General features: G+C 54.5%; 14 protein-coding genes. 7 read left to right on the top strand and 7 right to left on the bottom strand.

Annotated elements, in window-relative coordinates; translation table 11 throughout:
• Positions 1-61: 61 nt before the first annotated feature.
• Positions 62-901, bottom strand: a complete 840-nt coding sequence (locus tag IM700_RS05735) for a helix-turn-helix transcriptional regulator (protein ID WP_155605231.1) — start codon at positions 899-901, stop codon at positions 62-64.
• A gap of 161 nt (positions 902-1,062) precedes the next feature.
• Between IM700_RS05735 and fabF the strand changes: the two genes are divergently transcribed.
• The 3 genes from fabF to IM700_RS05720 all read left to right on the top strand — a co-directional run bounded on the left by fabF (position 1,063) and on the right by IM700_RS05720 (position 4,958).
• Positions 1,063-2,301, top strand: coding sequence for a beta-ketoacyl-ACP synthase II (gene fabF, locus IM700_RS05730; RefSeq protein WP_193415154.1), 1,239 nt, complete (start codon positions 1,063-1,065; stop codon positions 2,299-2,301).
• A 177-nt stretch (positions 2,302-2,478) separates the two neighbouring features.
• Positions 2,479-3,582, top strand: coding sequence for a DUF4349 domain-containing protein (locus IM700_RS05725; RefSeq protein WP_193415155.1), 1,104 nt, complete (start codon positions 2,479-2,481; stop codon positions 3,580-3,582).
• Between the two features lie 176 nt (positions 3,583-3,758).
• Positions 3,759-4,958, top strand: coding sequence for a VanZ family protein (locus IM700_RS05720; protein ID WP_193415156.1), 1,200 nt, complete (start codon positions 3,759-3,761; stop codon positions 4,956-4,958).
• A 28-nt stretch (positions 4,959-4,986) separates the two neighbouring features.
• Here the strand turns inward: IM700_RS05720 and IM700_RS05715 are convergent, their stop codons facing one another.
• A complete protein-coding gene (locus tag IM700_RS05715; RefSeq protein ID WP_239483645.1) occupies positions 4,987-6,306 on the bottom strand; it encodes a sensor histidine kinase in 1,320 nt (439 codons plus the stop codon).
• Positions 6,307-6,362: 56 nt separating this feature from the next.
• Positions 6,363-7,049, bottom strand: coding sequence for a response regulator transcription factor (locus tag IM700_RS05710; RefSeq protein WP_193415158.1), 687 nt, complete (start codon positions 7,047-7,049; stop codon positions 6,363-6,365).
• Positions 7,050-7,209: 160 nt separating this feature from the next.
• Between IM700_RS05710 and IM700_RS05705 the strand changes: the two genes are divergently transcribed.
• Together IM700_RS05705 and IM700_RS05700 are read left to right on the top strand one after the other, a co-directional pair.
• Positions 7,210-8,694, top strand: a complete 1,485-nt coding sequence (locus IM700_RS05705) for a multicopper oxidase family protein (RefSeq protein ID WP_193415159.1) — start codon at positions 7,210-7,212, stop codon at positions 8,692-8,694.
• A 31-nt stretch (positions 8,695-8,725) separates the two neighbouring features.
• Complete coding sequence (locus IM700_RS05700; protein ID WP_193415160.1) at positions 8,726-8,932, top strand: DUF5957 family protein; 207 nt, start codon at positions 8,726-8,728, stop codon at positions 8,930-8,932.
• A 5-nt stretch (positions 8,933-8,937) separates the two neighbouring features.
• On the opposite strand, the gene IM700_RS05695 is transcribed toward IM700_RS05700, so the two are convergent.
• Complete coding sequence (locus tag IM700_RS05695; RefSeq protein WP_193415387.1) at positions 8,938-9,819, bottom strand: LysR family transcriptional regulator; 882 nt, start codon at positions 9,817-9,819, stop codon at positions 8,938-8,940.
• A 141-nt stretch (positions 9,820-9,960) separates the two neighbouring features.
• Here IM700_RS05695 and IM700_RS05690 point away from each other — a divergent pair, with 141 nt between their 5' ends.
• Entirely contained in the window at positions 9,961-11,349 is a 1,389-nt protein-coding gene (locus IM700_RS05690; protein WP_193415388.1) for an MFS transporter, read from the top strand.
• A 135-nt stretch (positions 11,350-11,484) separates the two neighbouring features.
• Entirely contained in the window at positions 11,485-13,677 is a 2,193-nt protein-coding gene (locus IM700_RS05685; protein WP_193415161.1) for an alpha-galactosidase, read from the top strand.
• Between the two features lie 77 nt (positions 13,678-13,754).
• Here the strand turns inward: IM700_RS05685 and IM700_RS05680 are convergent, their stop codons facing one another.
• The 3 genes from IM700_RS05680 to IM700_RS05670 all read right to left on the bottom strand — a co-directional run bounded on the left by IM700_RS05680 (position 13,755) and on the right by IM700_RS05670 (position 16,528).
• Positions 13,755-14,207 carry a carboxymuconolactone decarboxylase family protein gene (locus IM700_RS05680; RefSeq protein WP_193415162.1) on the bottom strand — a complete coding sequence of 151 codons (453 nt, stop codon included), beginning with the start codon at positions 14,205-14,207 and terminating at the stop codon, positions 13,755-13,757.
• A gap of 71 nt (positions 14,208-14,278) precedes the next feature.
• The gene (locus tag IM700_RS05675; RefSeq protein ID WP_193415163.1) at positions 14,279-15,169 is read right to left on the bottom strand and encodes a sigma-70 family RNA polymerase sigma factor; all 891 of its coding nucleotides are present in this window, start codon (positions 15,167-15,169) and stop codon (positions 14,279-14,281) included.
• 108 nt (positions 15,170-15,277) lie between these two features.
• Positions 15,278-16,528 (bottom strand): methyl-accepting chemotaxis protein, encoded by a 1,251-nt coding sequence (locus IM700_RS05670; RefSeq protein WP_155607404.1) that lies wholly within the window; start codon positions 16,526-16,528, stop codon positions 15,278-15,280.
• Positions 16,529-16,712 lie beyond the last annotated feature (184 nt).

Genomic DNA, 16,712 nt, shown 5'->3' with positions numbered 1-16,712 from the left:
TTATCAGTATCACTATGAATCACAATACGAATTTCTTCGCGGTTTGTCAATACTAATCCTTTCATGTTCCCTCTAGTAATTTCTTGAGCTTGGCTTCCGTCGCCGTTCCTTCGATTGGGGTATAAATGCTGCAGCGTAGATCCGCATCGCCCTGTACTTGAAGCGAGGTCAAGTTAAATAGCATTTTGCCGGCTTTAGCATGGCGGAATTCAATCATGACTTCCGGAGCGGCGCTGACTTCGCTCTGGTTCCACAACTCCTGGAAATCCGGATAACGCTGCGACATTCTTTCGATGAACTGCGAATACCAGGGGTCTGCGACGTATTGTCCATAGTAAGCGCGAAAGATGGCCAAGAAGCCCTTGACGAAATGCGGCCAATTGACGGCCAGGCTGCGCAGTTCCTTCTTGGCAAAAGGAAGGGAGATCAAGTTGCGTTCCTCATCCGGGATCTGCTCAAAATCTACGAATACGTGGGTGGCGGCGGGATTCCATCCGACAATATGGCAGTGACGGTCGGAGATAATTGTCGGGCAATATTTCAACTCTTGCAAAATTTTATGGAGCGACGGGTTGATCACGGGATCCTTCTCTTCAACCCAATCCGGGTGAAAACCGCTGTCAGACGCCAGGTCAAACAGGTACTTACGCTCGTCTGCGTTCAGTCGAAGCGCTCCGGCAATCGCATCGAGGACGGAGGGAGACACCTTGATATCCCGGCCTTGCTCCAACCAGGTATACCACGTCGTACTTACCCCAGCGAGCTGGGCGACTTCCTCGCGCCGCAAACCCGGTGTCCGTCGGCGCGAACCTGCCGGCAAACCTACCGTATGGGGATGCAGTTTGGCGCGTTGTGTTTTTAAAAATTCGGATAAGGCTTCTAATCTCGGTTCTGTGCTCATCCGCTCATGTCCTCCTCCTTGGATACATCGTTAGTGTGTTATCTATTATACTAGGATAACTAAAAACTTGTAATAGGATACTTTGGGGCTACAATAGAAAACATTAGAGGTTTATTGGCGACACGCAGCATCTGGTCGCGATACCTGAAGGAGGATGACGAATGGAACGGGTTGTAATTACCGGGATGGGGATCTTGTCTCCGCTGGGAAATGATGTCGATACATTTTGGCAAGGATTAAAAGAGGGACGGTCCGGGATTTCACCGATCGATCGTTTTGACGTTACGGCGTTTGGCACCAAGATTGCGGGGCAAGTCCGCGGGTTTGACGGCGAGACGGTATTCGGGCGGAAGGAAGCCCGCAAGATGGATCTCTTCTGCCAATACGCACTGTATGCCGCCGAACAAGCCGTTCAGGATGCCGGCTTGCAACCGGAACTACTGGATCGCGAGCGATTTGGCGTATACGTTGGTTCAGGCATCGGCGGGATCGAAACGCTGGCGGACAATGTTAGAGTCTTGGATGAGCGCGGACCGAACCGGGTCAGTCCCAGCCTGGTGCCGATGATGATCTCCAATATGGCCGCCGCGCAGATCAGCATCCGCTTCGGCGCATTGGGCGAAACCCTATCGCCGGTTACGGCCTGCTCGATCGGCAACTCGTCGATCGGCGAAGCGTTCCGTTTAATCCGCAGCGGCGAAGCCGACGTGATGATCGCCGGCGGTACGGAAGCGGCGGTGCATCCCCTCGCGCTGGCCAGCTTCGGGAATGCGACCGCGTTATCGAAGCGGAACGACGCTCCTGAGCAGGCTAGCCGGCCGTTTGACGCCGATCGCGATGGCTTCGTGATGAGCGAGGGCGCGGGGATCGTCGTGCTGGAGTCGCTGACGCACGCGTTGCGGAGGGGAGCACGTATCCACGGCGAAGTGATCGGCTACGGCGCAAGCTCAGATGCTTACCACGTTGTCGCATCGCATCCCGAAGGCGTCGGAGCTTACCAGGCGATGAAGCGGGCGCTTGCTTCGGCGGGGATTACGCCGGATCAGGTGGACGTGATCAGCGCCCATGCGACAAGCACCCATGTCGGCGACCTTGGGGAGACGAAAGGGATTAAGAAGGCGTTTGGCGAACACGCCTATCGTATTCCAGTTACGGCGAACAAATCGATGATTGGCCATATGTTCGGCGCGGCCGGCGGTGCGGAAGCGATCGCCTTGGTTCAATCGCTGAAGGAAGGGCTTATCCCGCCGACCATCAACCTGGTAAATCCTGACCCGGAATGTGATCTGGACTACGTCCCCCATGAATCCCGCCGGGCCGATCTTGAGATCGGGTTGTCCAACTCGTTTGGATTCGGCGGTCATAACGCCGTGATCGTACTGCGTAAATATCAGGAATAAGCTGGAAACGAACCGTCCTTCGGGACGGTTATTTATTTTGCAGGACGGGCAACTTTCTTGACCCTTGAAGCGTTAAGATGGTAAGAGACGACTTTACACGGTGAACAGATAAAGCGAACCGACAAAGCCGGCATCGTGCGGGAGTCTTGAAACCTGAAACAGTAGGGGGTCATACCTATGGGCAAGAGGGGAAAACAGGTTGCCGTTTGGAGTATCGTCGTAGTGATTCTGCTGTTGCTGGGCGGCTGTGGAAGCGCTAGCAATGATGCGGCCTCGAATTCGTTAGCCTATAGCGGGGCGGCGAATAAGGCAACCAGCTCGGCCGAAAGCGAAATGGATGGGGGAAGCACCGCGGCGGTCGCTGCCGATACGGCTGAAGCGCCCGCTGCACAGGATCTGAAAGCGGACGGTGGCAGCGGGAGCAGCAATACGGCGGTGAATCCCACCCCAGGATTTCAACAAGTTGCCTCAGATGCAGGGATTAGCAGTAAACTCATTTATCGGGCGAGCGTTGTCATGGAAGTGAAGGATTACGCCAAAACGCAATCGGAGATCCGCAATTTGGTGATGCTGGCGGGCGGGTACATCGTCGAATTTTCCGAGAGCCAATCGCAGCATGAACAAGGCGGCAACTTCGTGCTAAAGGTCCCGGCGGCAGGCTTCTCCTCGTTCCTGGACCGTTTGGAGGGACTGAAGCCGGAATCGTTGCAGCGGAGCATTCAAGGACAGGATGTCTCGGAGGAGTATGTCGATCTGGAATCCCGTTTAAAGGTCAAGCAGGCCATGGAAGCGAGGTACTTGAAATTCGTCGAACAAGCGACCCAAACCAAGCAACTGGTTGAATTCGTGAATGAGCTGGAGCGAATTCAAACGGAGATCGAGCAGATTAAAGGGAGAATGCGGTATATCGACAGTAATGTGTCCTTCTCGACGATTGAGATTCGCGTGTACCAGCCCGATGTTTCGCAGCTGTCAGCGGCGGCAAGCGGCGATACTCCGCTGTTGGAGCGGATGAAAAAGGCTTTGACAGGCAGCATCGACGTGTTGTCACTCTTCTTCCAGTGGCTGGTCGTATTTGCAGCCGGCGCGTTGCCGCTGCTCATCATCGCAGCCTTGATCGTGATCCCGATCTGGATGGCGCGCCGGAAGAACCGGGCGGAGCGGGAGCGACGCCGTGCACAGCTTCAGGCGGACCAGGCGGCAGGACCGATGGCCGGTTCCGTGACGCCGACGAAGCCGGACACGGTGGAAGAGAATGGGGACTCAACGGAAGAAAATTAGGTCCCGGATGAATGTAAAAGCAAGCCCAAGGGAATGCCCTTAGGGCTTGCTTTTTTTTGCGTGTAAGGAAATAGGATAATCCTTCCCAATTCTTAAACTAAACTTAAACGGGATGCATTCCGTTCTATGTTAAGATGAATGAACCAAACTACCCAGATTGAAAGGGTTGACTTTTGATGTTAGACAATTATTTATTTCCCATTACGTATGCTTTCGGTGCGTTTCCGATTGTGGCGTTATTGTTCACCTTACCGTTCCTAGTCGTGCAATACCGGCGGCACGGTTATGTCAATAAGGTTAGAGCGTTCGTGTTGTACTTGTTTCTGCTTTACTTGCTGAATGCTTTATTCCTTGTTATGCTGCCGTTGCCCGCGAGTCGCCATAACCTGCCGCTTAGCGACGGAGCGTTGCAGTTGATTCCATTTCACTTTATCCAGGACATTGTCAAAGAAACCGCGATCGTTCCTGGGGAGCCGTCAACCTATTGGCGGGTTCTTCAGGAGCGGGCTTTCCTGCAGGTGATCTTTAACGTAGCCTTGACCGTACCCTTTGGAATACTGATTCGGTATTATTTTCGCTCAGGCCCGATCACGAGTTTGATCCTGTCGTTCCTGCTCTCCTTGTTGATTGAAGTGACACAGCTGACCGGAATCTATGGAATATATGATCATCCGTACCGCGTCTTCGACGTCGACGACTTGATGACCAATACGCTCGGGGGGATGATCGGTTTCTTGCTGGCCGTATGGCTGTCCCGATATCTGCCGCGGATCGAACATCTGGACCGGGGGGTGAATCTGGCGACAAAACGGGTGACCTATACCCGGCGCGGGCTGGCCTTATTTTTCGACTATCTGATTTGGGGTGCCTTGATGACCGTCATTTATCGGTTAGGGGTTAAGGAAGCTTATTTCGTGTCCACGGGATTATATTTCATGTTGATGCCTTATTTGACCGGCGGGAAGACGCCTGGCAAGTGGATGGTAAGGATCCAACTGGTCGGACTTCCGGCGGACGAGGGGGAGCAGAAGCCAACCGGCAGCTTGGTCGCAACCGTACAGCGATATTTGTCCGCCACAAAGGCGGGGCGGCAAACCGTAGGCCTGCTTCCCCTGATCGTCCGCTATGGGCTGCTCTATTGGGGAGTGTTTGGCCTCAACCGCCTGTTAGTTTTCCCGCCGGCCGACATGCCGAGCTTGTTCCGGGTGCTGTTGGCCGTCCTCGTTCTAGGCGTGAACATGAGCTTCTTCATCCATGTCGCTAAACGTTTCTTTCGGAAGGAGCCGCTGTTGTTCTACGAAAAAATAAGCCGTACCGGTCATTCTATCATGTTGAAGGAGCCGACTCGTGATGGGAGGGTTCGTGTAAAACGCTAATATACGGATTCATGGAACCTTCCAACAATTAGGCGTGCTCCCGTTCAATAATAGGCAAAGTGACGATAAAAGCCGTTCCTTCTCCGGGGCGGCTTTCTGCTTCCAGGGTGCCTAGGTGGTTTGCGACGAACTCCTTGGCGATGGCCAGTCCCAGCCCCATCCCTCCGGCGTGGCGAGAACGCGCTTCATCCGTACGGTAAAAGCGATTGAACAAATAAGGCAAGTGTTCGGGGGAGACGCCGGGGCCTGTGTCTTGAACGCGAATCTGCAGCATCGGTCTCGGGCTAGGGTTGACCGTCGAAGCGACGTCCACATCCCGCAGCGTTAACATGACCCGTCCGTCTTCCGGCGTATATCGGATCGCATTGTGCAGCAGGTTAAGAAAAACCTGCATCATCCTCTCCGCATCAGCCGAGACGATCGAGCGGTTGCCCATAACCTTCATGGACAACGTGATGTTCTTGGCCTCCGCTTCCCAGCTTACTCGCTCCACGACTTCTCGCAGCAGTTTACCCATATCCGTTGGCCGAAGATCCAGCGGCAGCTTGCCCGCCTCCGCCAACGACAGCTGGTGCAGGTCGCCGACGAGTCGCGTGAGTCGGATCATTTCGTCCTGGATCGGAAGCAGATGCTCCGGCTGAATTTGGCCGCCGCCTTGCTGCAGGAGGTCCAGCTTCCCGCGGATGATCGTGAGCGGCGTACGCAGCTCATGGGCGACGTCGGCGACCAGATTCCGGCGAACTTCTTCGGCTCGCGCCAACTGCGCAGACATGCCGTTGATCGCTTGCGCAACCTTGCCGTATTCGTCTTTGGAGTTCACCGGTGCTTGAATCCCGAATTCGCCGCGGCCCAGCCGATCGATGATCGGTACCAGCCGGCGCAACGGGGAAGTGAGCCATCGCGAGACGAAAAAGGCGGCCCCTAGCGAGAGTAGCATAAAAACAACCGCCCCGCCTCCAACAAGGAAAACGACCGAGATGGGAGTGCCGATTCGCAGCTTGGACAAATTAGCCACATCGGAATCGTAGTAGTAAACCCAACCGATGGTTTTTCCCTCCATGGAGAGCTCTCTGTGGATTCCCAGTCGCTCGAGCAATCGAACCGGCAAGTCGTCGCTGACCGCCAGCATCCGACGCTCGGCATCCATCAAGCCGATGCTGGGCGCGAGTCTCCCTTCCGGCACAAGGCGTGCCAAATCCGCGGGTGTCAGCGAGGTCCATGAGCTTCCGTGTTTCTCATAATAAGCCTCGATTTCCTCCTCCAGTTGATTCAGTTCCTCCGTCCTAGACGATTGCAACATGACCTCTAAAGAGTCCCGGATCGTGAAATAAGTGAAAAACATAAACATCAAACTGACCCCAAAAATAAAAGCGGCGATGACGAGAAAAAGTTTGCGGGAAACGGTCATGGCTGCGGGGCTTCAAACCGGTAACCAAACCCGTATACAGTTTTGATGTAAACGGGGTGGGCCGGATCATCCTCGATTTTTTTGCGGATGCGGCTGATATGGGCGTCTGCCGTGCGCTCGTCATTGGCGAAGTCATCTTCCATCGCGGCCAGCAATTGTAGCCTGCTGTAGACGATACCCGGTCTTGCGGCGAGTGTCAGCAGTAGCTTAAATTCCGTTGGTGTCAAGGCAATCTCCATGTCCCGCTTCCACACGCGGCATTGCGCTTCGGAAATCGTCAGTTCTCCGTAGTTCAGCAGCTGCTCAACCCCCGAGTTTCCTTCGATCCGTCGTAACACGGAGCGGATACGGGCGGCCAACTCGCGCAAAGAAAACGGCTTGGTCATGTAGTCGTCGGCGCCCACCTCAAGTCCTATTAATTTGTCGGTTTCCTCTACACGTGCGGTTACCATGATAATTCCGGCCGTCCCCGTTTTTCGCAGCTCCCGACAAACCTCAATTCCGCTCATTTCCGGCAACATCCAGTCGAGCACAACTAACGATGGTTTATGCAAAGCGGCTTTGTGCAGCGCCTCACGCCCTGTCGCGGCTGTGAGGGTTAGAAATCCTTCCTGCTGCAAAAAGGGTTCCATAAATTCAATGACTTGACGCTCATCGTCGACAAGCAGTAAGGTATGCGGCATTGTGGTTCGTCCTCCCATGCTTGTTTTTTTCATTATATCCGCTTTCTACCCACTTTCCATCCCACCCGGGAAATTTCACTGAAACCGTAACGGATCGTCATAAGTTCTCAACATTTGACGGATATGATGAGGGCGTACCAACAAGGAGGAGGAAAACAAGATGGCCGGAATCGGCTTGAAATTGAATAAGTTGAAACATTGGAGTGTGTGCTTCGGCGCCCTGCTACTCTTAACTTCATGCGGCTACAATGAGCTTCGTTATCCGGAGGAAGTGGATATGAGCCAAATGCATCGTGAAGCCAAAGATGGCGATAGCCCTAATCATACCGGCCATGAAGGCCACGGTACCCCTGCTGCTGGCGATTCTGCCGCTGCGGTATCCTGCACCGAATTAAAGGAGGCTGAACCGGCCGCAGGGGAACCGGTGAGGAATTTTGAGTTGACCGCGGCGAAAACCGTCCTAACCTTGGATAACGGGAAAAGGACGGAGGCCTGGACGTTCAACGAAACTTCGCCCGGCCCGGAACTGCGGGTTAAGGAAGGGGAACGCGTGAAAGTAACGCTGGCGAATCGCGATATCGGCAAAGGGGTGACGATTCACTGGCATGGCGTCATCCTGCCCTGTTCCCAGGACGGTGTGGCCGGCGTCACGCAGGACGCCGTTTGGCCGGGCGAACAGTTTACTTATGAATTCATCGCCCGTCATCCGGGAACGTACTGGTATCATTCCCATCAGCAAAGCTCGGAGCAGGCGGGCAAAGGGCTGGTCGGCCGGTTGATCGTCGAGCCGAAGCAATCGGATTTCGACTATGACCTTGATTACGCGGTCACGCTGCAAATGCTGAACGATAAGCTGAAGCTGACTAATGGCCGAACCGATGGTTTGCGTCTCGATGCAGCCCCCGGAGAATCGGTAAGGCTGCGTTTGATCAATGCCTATAGCGAGGTGCAGTGGATCGGGGTGGCCGGCGCGGAGTTCCGGGTGATCTCGATCGACGGGCAGGTTTTGAACGGCCCGGGAGCGATCCGAGAACAGTGGATTCCGATCGGCGGAGGTCAGCGCTACGACGTGCTGTTCACGATGCCGGCCAGCGGGCAGGTCAAGGTGTACAGCAAAGAGCATAAAGCCTGGAACATCCGGTTGGGGAGCGGGCCGATACCGGAGCCGCTGAGCAAGGATGCGCCGCAATTCGACTTCACGAATTACGGGACCCCGCTGGCTGACGGGATCACCAACGATATGAAGTTCGATCGGGTATATGATCTGAAGCTAGGCATCCTCGACATTAACGGCAAGAAGTTCCATGAAATTCCGCCGCTCCTGGTGAAGGAAGGGGAGTGGATCAAAATCCGTTTCAAGCATACCTTTGGCGGGCCGCATCCAATGCATCTCCACGGACATCTCTTCAAGATCTTGACGAAGAACGGCAAGCCGCTAACGGGCAGCCCCATTTACGCCGATAGCGTGCTTCTGTTCAGCGGCGAGGAGTACGAAGTGGCCTTCCAAGCGAACAATCCCGGCTTGTGGATGGAACATTGCCACAATTTGGGGCATGCCGCCAACGGGATGACGATGATGGTGAACTACGAAGGGATGACCACGCCGTTTCGTGTGGGAACCCGATCGGGCAATCTCCCGGATTAATCATTCCACAAAAGAGGAAGGAGGTATTCAAGTGAAAAAAACACTTTGGTTTATCGCGGCACTCGTCGGCGGTTTGATCGGCGGGCTGGTCCTTAGCGAGTGGATTGCCATCTCCGCGGTCGCCATGCTAAGAGGAGACCTCTCCTGGCTGAGGGGCATTAAATACTTGCCGCTCGTGACGGCGGCGCTGGCCGGCATCTGGGTACTGAAACGGATTTCGCGCCGGGGGAACCGCTAAGTCATTTACGCTTCGCTATAATATTCGCCCAGAAACTGCCGAAACCGGCGCGCGGCTTCGGATAAATACCGCCGTTCCAGCCAAGCGACGGAGAACACGCGCCGGCACATCGGGCTTTCGATCCGCAGCATCGGGTAGGGAGGACGTTCGTCCTTCCGGCATGCCGGAACGAAGGCCACGCCCAATCCGGCTTGGACGAGGCTGCCAAGCGCGGTTGGTTCGTCGACTTCGCAAACGATGCGGGGGCGAATGCCTGCGGCGAGGCAAAACGATTCGTTGATTTTGCGAAACGGGTGGCCCGCTTTATATTCAATGAAAGGTTCGTCCGCCACGTCTTCGAGGCGGACGCTTTCGCTTGCCTCCAGCCGGTGGCCGGGCGGGACGGCGAGAAAGACCTCGGCGTCCAGCACCGGCAGCTCGCGCACCCCCGGATGATCAAGCGAGGAAGCGGTGAAGCAGAGATCCACCTCCCCCTTCTCCAACAGCTCGATCATTTCCTCAACGGATGCCGGCGAAGTCTGAAGGATGCGGAAGCTTACCTCTGGGTAAGTTTCGCGAAAGGCCCCAAGCGCGGTCGTAATACGCCCCAGCGTATTTGTGGCCAAGTGGATGCTGCCGCGCTCCAACCCAGCCAGATCCGCCACCTCCTGCCGCCCCTCATCGAGGACGTCAAGCGCGGTCTCGACCTTTTTCAAAAAGGCTTTGCCGAAGGCGTTTAACCGAATCTGACGATTTTGCCGATCGAACAGCGGTACTCCCAAGTCTTCCTCGAGCCTGGCAATCGTCTTACTGAGCGCCGGCTGGGCGATGTGCAGCTCTTGGGCGGCTCGGGTCATATGCTCCATATGAGCGACCGTGCGGAAATACTCCAATTGCAGTAATTCCATGCGCATGATTACTCCCCTCTATTTTGAATTCGATCAATCGATATCCTCAAGGTTATGAATATATAAATTAATATATATTTTTCATTATTAATATTCAATCATACAATAACTTGTGAGGAAATCGACAGGGGGACGATCATGATGAAAAATGCCGTTTCATCCGAGGCGAGCGAGAAACTGATCCGCGTTTTGGCTTTTACGATGATCTTGTCATCCATGGGGGCAACGATGTTTAATATCGTGCTCCCCGAAATCAAAGGCGAATTCGGTTTGTCCGTAACCCAGGTCAGCTGGGTTTCAACGGCATATGCTTTGATTTACGCCATCGGGGCCGTGATTTACGGGAAGCTGGCGGATGCTTTTCAGTTGAGGAAGCTGCTGACATTCGGGTTAATCTTGTTTTGTGTAGGTTCATTAACCGGACTGTCGGCTCAGGCGTATTGGATGGTCTTGCTAGGCCGCGTGCTGCAGTCAGCCGGAGCGTCAGTGGTGCCCGCGGCCGCGATGATCATTCCGGTACGGCATTTCCCTGCCGAGCGCCGCGGGTATGCGCTGGGGATTACAGCCACGGGACTCGCGATCGGTGGCGCGATGGGTCCGGTCGTGTCTGCGCTGCTGGTCAGTTTGGTCGATTGGCGATGGTTGTTTTGTATTCCTATGCTCATGCTGTTCACCTTGCCGTTCTACCGTAAGTACCTCAGCGACGAACCGATTCAGACCGTTCGGATCGACTGGCTTGGCGGGGGGCTGCTTGGCAGTACAGTCACGTTGTTATTGCTCGGTGTTACCTATGGGCGGTGGGAGCTGTACTTAGGCAGTTTGATCCTGTTTCTCTTGTTTCTTTGGCGAATCCGAGGGGCCTCGCAGCCGTTCGTGAATCCGCGGTTATTTCGGAATAAAAGCTATTCGTACGGGCTAGTGCTGTCGGTGCTCGTCTTGGGGATCGGTTATGCGCTGCCATTCCTGACTCCCCAGCTGCTGGCGGAAGTGAACGGGCTTCCTCCCGGTTGGATCGGGTTTGCCTTGGTGCCAGGGGCTGTCGCATCGGCGATCCTCGGCCGTAAAGGGGGGAAGCTCGCAGACGCCAAGGGCAATTCCTTCGTTGTTTATGTAGCGTCCCTACTGCTGATCAGCTGCTTTGCTCTGATTTCGGTGGTGTCCGGGGCGGCAGCAGGCTGGATAGCGGCAATTCTGATCTTGGGCAATGTGGGGCAAATGTTCATGCAACTGGCGTTGTCCAACACAATTTCCCGCACCCTGCCCAAGGAGCAGACCGGTGTGGGCATGGGGCTGTTGTCCATGCTGGGCTTTTTGTCCGGCGCGGTCTCGACCAGCCTCTACGGCAAGGCGGTAGACCACGGCTCCGCATCCCATTGGAATCCGCTGAATCCATTTGAGGGCTCCGCCGTGTTTGCCAATATCTATTTCGTTTTGGCGTTGCTGCATATCGGCATCCTGCTGTCGTACCGTTATTATCATCGCCAAACTCAACGTGCCACGGAGACTTTGATGAGCGACAGGCCTCATTGAGTTGAACGTGATTAAATCACAAAAATCCATATAGAAGATCACTTTATTCTCGTTACTCCTCCTGGGTATGATAGTAGAATGGAGTAAGATGAATGCAAATAAAGTCAGATAAGAACCTACCAGGAGGATCGCGAAATGTCTATCATTTTCGATGAAGTGAAAGGCCTTTTCCATTTGCAATCCCGCAATACGAGTTATGTGATTCAGTTGGTACACGGGTATCCCGCGCATGCGTATTTCGGTGCCAAGCTTCGTCATGACAGCAACCTGGAAGGTTTGTTAACCTTCCAGGAACGTGCATCATTCAGCCCGAATCCCATCCCGGAGGATAAATCGATCTCGCTGGACTCCCTACCGCAGGAATATCCGCAATACGGGACAAGCGACTTCCGGAGCCCGGCTTACCAAGTGCGGCTCGCCAATGGCACCCGGGCGACGGAGTTGACGTATCGCTCCCATCGAATCGTCCCGGGGAAGCCGCTTCTTGAGGGTCTTCCTGCCGTTTACGTCGAGCAGGATCGCGAGGCGGAAACGCTGGAGCTGGAGCTGGAGGATCGCATCTCCGGCCTGACCGTCGTGTTAAGCTACACGGTGTTTGCGGATTTTGACGCCATCGCCAGATCGGCCCGGCTCCGCAATGAGAGCGGTGAACCGATCCAATTGGAGCGTGCACTTAGCGCCTCAGTTGATTTCCCGGACGCTTCTTATGATGCATTATACCTGTCCGGTGCCTGGGCACGCGAACGCCATGTGCAGCGCAGACGGCTGGCTCCGGGGGTGACCGGAATCAGCAGCCGCCGCGGTTCAAGCTCCCACCAACAGAATCCGTTCCTGGCATTGCTGCGGCCGGATGCCACAGAGCAGCAAGGCGAGGTTTACGGCTTCAGCCTGGTTTATAGCGGGAACTTTACCGCCGAAGCGGAAGTCGAGCAGTTTGGGACAACCCGGGTTTCGATCGGGATCAATCCGTTTGATTTCACTTGGAAGCTGGCGCCGGGGGAGAGTTTCCAAACGCCGGAGGCGGTGCTTGTGTATTCCGCCGAAGGGCTTGGAGGGATGTCGCGCACCTATCATCGGCTGTATCGGACCCGGTTGTGCCGCGGGCAATTCCGCGATCAGGAACGACCTATCCTCGTCAACAACTGGGAAGCGACGTATTTCGATTTCAATGCGGACAAAATTGAAGCCATCGCCAAAGCAGGCAGCAAGCTGGGCATTGAGCTCTTTGTACTGGATGACGGCTGGTTTGGCCGGCGCGATCGCGATAACAGCTCGCTGGGCGACTGGTTCGAGGATCGCCGCAAGCTGCCCGACGGGTTGGCGGACTTAGCCCATCGTGTCAAGGACAACGGACTGCAGTTTGGCCTTTGGTTCGAGCCCGAAATGGTCTCTCCGGACAGCGATCTGTACCGGGCCCATCCCGACTGGTGCTTACACGTCCCGGGGCGGCGACGCACGGAAGCGCGCGATCAGCTGGTGTTGGATATGTCGCGCAGCGATGTGCGCCAGTACTTGTACGACCGACTGAGCGATATCTTCTCCACGGTGCCGATCACGTACGTCAAGTGGGATATGAACCGGAACATGACGGAGATCGGATCAGCAGCTAGTTCGGCCGAACGGCAGGGAGAGGTAGCTCACCGATACATGTTGGGTCTGTACGAACTGTTGGGGCGCTTGACGAGCGAATTTTCGCATATCCTGTTCGAGAGCTGCTCCGGAGGCGGAGGCCGATTTGACCCAGGTATGCTGTATTACATGCCGCAAACTTGGACAAGCGACGATACGGATGCGGCGGAGCGCTTGAAAATCCAATACGGCACCAGTATCGTCTATCCGGTATCGACAATGGGGGCGCATATCTCCGCCGTGCCGAATCATCAAGTGGAGAGAACGACTCCGCTGACGTTCCGAGGGGACGTGGCGATGTCCGGCAATTTCGGCTACGAATTGGATCTCACTCGGTTTACGGACGAAGAGAAGGAAACAGCCAAGCGCCAGATCGCGATGTACAAAGAAATTCGCGGATTGGTTCAACAAGGTGATTTGTATCGTCTACAAAGCCCGTTCGAAGGCAACGAAACGGCTTGGATGTTCGTCAGCCCGGATCAAGAGGAAGCGCTCTTGTTCTATTTCCGGGTGCTCGCAGAACCCAACGGCCCACTGCGCGGCGTCAAACTGCAAGGGCTTGACCCGGCTAAAGATTATGAGTTGGCCGGAAGCGGTGAGGTATACGGCGGTGACCGCTTGATGAGTGCCGGCTTGTCCATGGCCTCGGTGCGCGGCGACTTTAGCAGCAAGATGGTTCGACTGAAAGCGAAGCGATAACATAAGCAAAGACCTGAAGGAGGCTTCACTCCTTCAGGTCTTTTTTGTTCGCCAATCGGCATTTTGCGTTTAACTGTTTAACCTTCATCGCGGCAGCCGGGAAACATGCCGGTAGTGATGGCGATGCGGTTCCAGCAGTTAATGACATTGATCGCGAAGATGAGATCCATCGTTTCCTTCTCGTTGAAAAAGCTGCGGACCCGGTCATAAACCACCTGCGGCACGCCGCCATCGGCGATTCGGGTTACGGCTTCGGTCAACTCCAGCACCGCTTTCTCTTGATCGGTATAGCAAGGAGCTTCCCGCCAAACGCTGACCAGGGCAATCCGCTGTTCGCTCTCACCGAGCTGGCGCATTTCCGTCGTGTGCATATCAAGACAATAAGCGCAGCCGTTGATTTGCGACGCGCGTATTTTGATCAGCTCGTACAAAACCCGGTCAAGTCCGCTCTCGGTCACTTGCCGTTCCAACCGACTCATCGCCTGGTAAACGTTCGGGTTGGCTTGATAGTGGTCCATTCTGACTTTCATATCGAATCCCTCCATTGGATGTTGTTTGTTCTTACGTAGGTAAGACAAGGGGAGGGAGCGAGTTGTGACAACTAAACCGACGGAGCTCTGAAGATTTTATCGGGATTGCTAATCAAGTAGAAACGAAGGATACGTCCGTGCGCATCACCTTCGAACAGAATCACGTGAATAACGTGTCCATCGCGGTAATGGACCAGTCCGATTTCCCCGTTGATCCGCGTAGGAACCAGTTCACCCTGCAGTGAGCCTTTGGCCTGAATCCCTTGCCAGAATGCAATAACGCGCTCCTTGGACAGGATGGGATTGATGGCTGCCCGGACTTTGCCGCCTCCGTCTGAAATCAGTACCGCATCTTCCCGAATCAAATGGAGGAGCGGTCCAAACTCTCCGGTCTTTGCCGCTTTCAAAAATTCGCCGGTCCATTTCGCTACGGTTTTTTCATCAGCAGGAGTCGGAGCCGCATCCCGGTCGGTTTTGATCTTGTTCCGAGCTCGGCTCAGCTGCTTCCGGCAGGCTACCGCACTTTTCCCCAGAATCTCGGCGATTTCCTCGTACTCCATGGCAAAAGATTCCCTTAGAACAAACACGGTTCTTTCGTCGGGGGTCAGGCGTTCCAGCAACACCATAAACGCGTAAGAAATTTGCTCCTCCCGCAACAAGCGGTCGAGGTGCGTCTCCGGAAGCGGATCAAAGACGGGTTCGGGTAACCAGGGTCCGGTGTAAAGCTCTCGAGACAAACGAGGTGACTTTAATGCGTTTAGACTACGATTCACGACGGAACGCATCAAATAGGATTTTGGTTGACGAATACGGTCGGCTTGTATGTTTTGCTGCAGGTCGGTGAACACTTCCTGCACGATATCCTCTGCTTCCGACCAAGATCCGGTCAGTCGGTATGAGAGGGCGGTCATCGAGTGGCGGTATTCTTGATAATACTGAGCCAATTGGGCAGACGTCGACATGGTTGCCTATCCTCCGTTCTTTGCGATTCACTATCTATTATCTTACCGAAAAAATGAAAAAAACCCAGCCCCCTTTTGAGTGAAGGGCTGGGCTTTGGCAGTGATTGGTTAGAACTTGAAGATATGTATCGTCTTTTGCAGCTGGAACACCGCATTTTTCATCGCTTCGGATTCCTCGGCCATGGCCCGGATCGAAGTGATTTGCTCGTTCATGGATGCCGATACCTGTTCAGTGCCCGCCGCGGATTCTTCGGTAATGGCGGAAATGTTCTGAATGGAAGAGGAGATATTCTGTGCGCTTTCCAGCATCGCTTCGCTTTCTTTGGAGAACGCAGCAATTTCCCCGCTGATGTATTGTACACTTTGGACGATCTCTTGGAAAATTTGCTCGGCTTCGCGGATCATTTCGCTTTGTTGCCGGACGACCTCTTCATTGATTTTGATGTTTTGCCCCGCCTGCTTCACATCCAGCTCGATGCTGCGGACCAGATTGAATACCTCCTTGGTCGATGCGGTCGATTCCTCGGCCAGCTTACGAACCTCGTGGGCAACCACTGCAAATCCGGCTCCGTGCTCGCCTGCCCGTGCAGCCTCAATGGAGGCGTTCAATGACAACAAGTTGGTCTGTTCGGCTATTTCCGAGATAGTCGCGGTAATTTTGGTAATGCCTTGCGCGTTTTTGGCCAAAGCTTCGATGGAATCGGCAACTTTCTCGGTCGCTTCAATGTTCTTGCGCATGCCATTCGCTTGCCGCGAGACGGATTCGCGTCCGCGCTCCACCAGCTGAATCATTTCGTCGGACCGTTGATTCATTTCACGGGTAGAATCGGTGTAATTGCTTACCTTCTGTTCAATCTCGCCGATCGCGTCTTTCATGCCGCTGACGTCTTCGGAGATGGCGTTCGCGCCAAGCGCCAGCTCGCTGGAGGAGTGGGTGACTTGGGTCATGACTTCGATCAGCTCTTGGTTGCGGTCGGAAATGCTCCGGCTGGAGTCCATTACCTTGCGAGTGATATCCGAGGTCTCCTGCAGGATTTTGCGCAGCTTGTCCACCATGCTGTTGAAGGAGCGACTGAGATCGTCCATGCCTCCGGATTCCGAGATTCGGCTGGTAAAATCGCCTTTGGCGATTTTTGCGGAAGCGCTGGTGATATCATCGAACGAACCCGTAAGCGCTTTCTGGAGATAGCGCGAAAGCGGGAAAGTAAGCGCTGCCAATACGGCGATCATTAAGATGCCGATGACGATGTGTCCCAGCAGGATGAAGACGATCAGCGATGGGACGGCAAAGAGCGCAGCCACGAGATAACACGCGGCGGAGATCTTTCCGGATAAGGGAAGTCTGTTGAACCATGTCATGAGATTCATGTCCTCCTTAAGTAATAGGTGAATTCTACCATAATTATATCATCCATGACGTCAGGGGTATAGGACGAAATATTCCGAGAAATGCTAACCCAAAGTTGAAAAAGTTCTTATTTTGCCGAACCTTGTGGCTTGTAATTTTCTTATTGACAATAAACTTGAACCTTTGTTAAATATA

Source organism: Paenibacillus rhizolycopersici, from assembly GCF_014947195.2.
GTDB classification, from domain to species: domain Bacteria; phylum Bacillota; class Bacilli; order Paenibacillales; family Paenibacillaceae; genus Fontibacillus; species Fontibacillus rhizolycopersici.
Note: the sequence above shows the minus strand (reverse complement) of the source record. Positions and strands in the feature narration are given on the sequence as shown.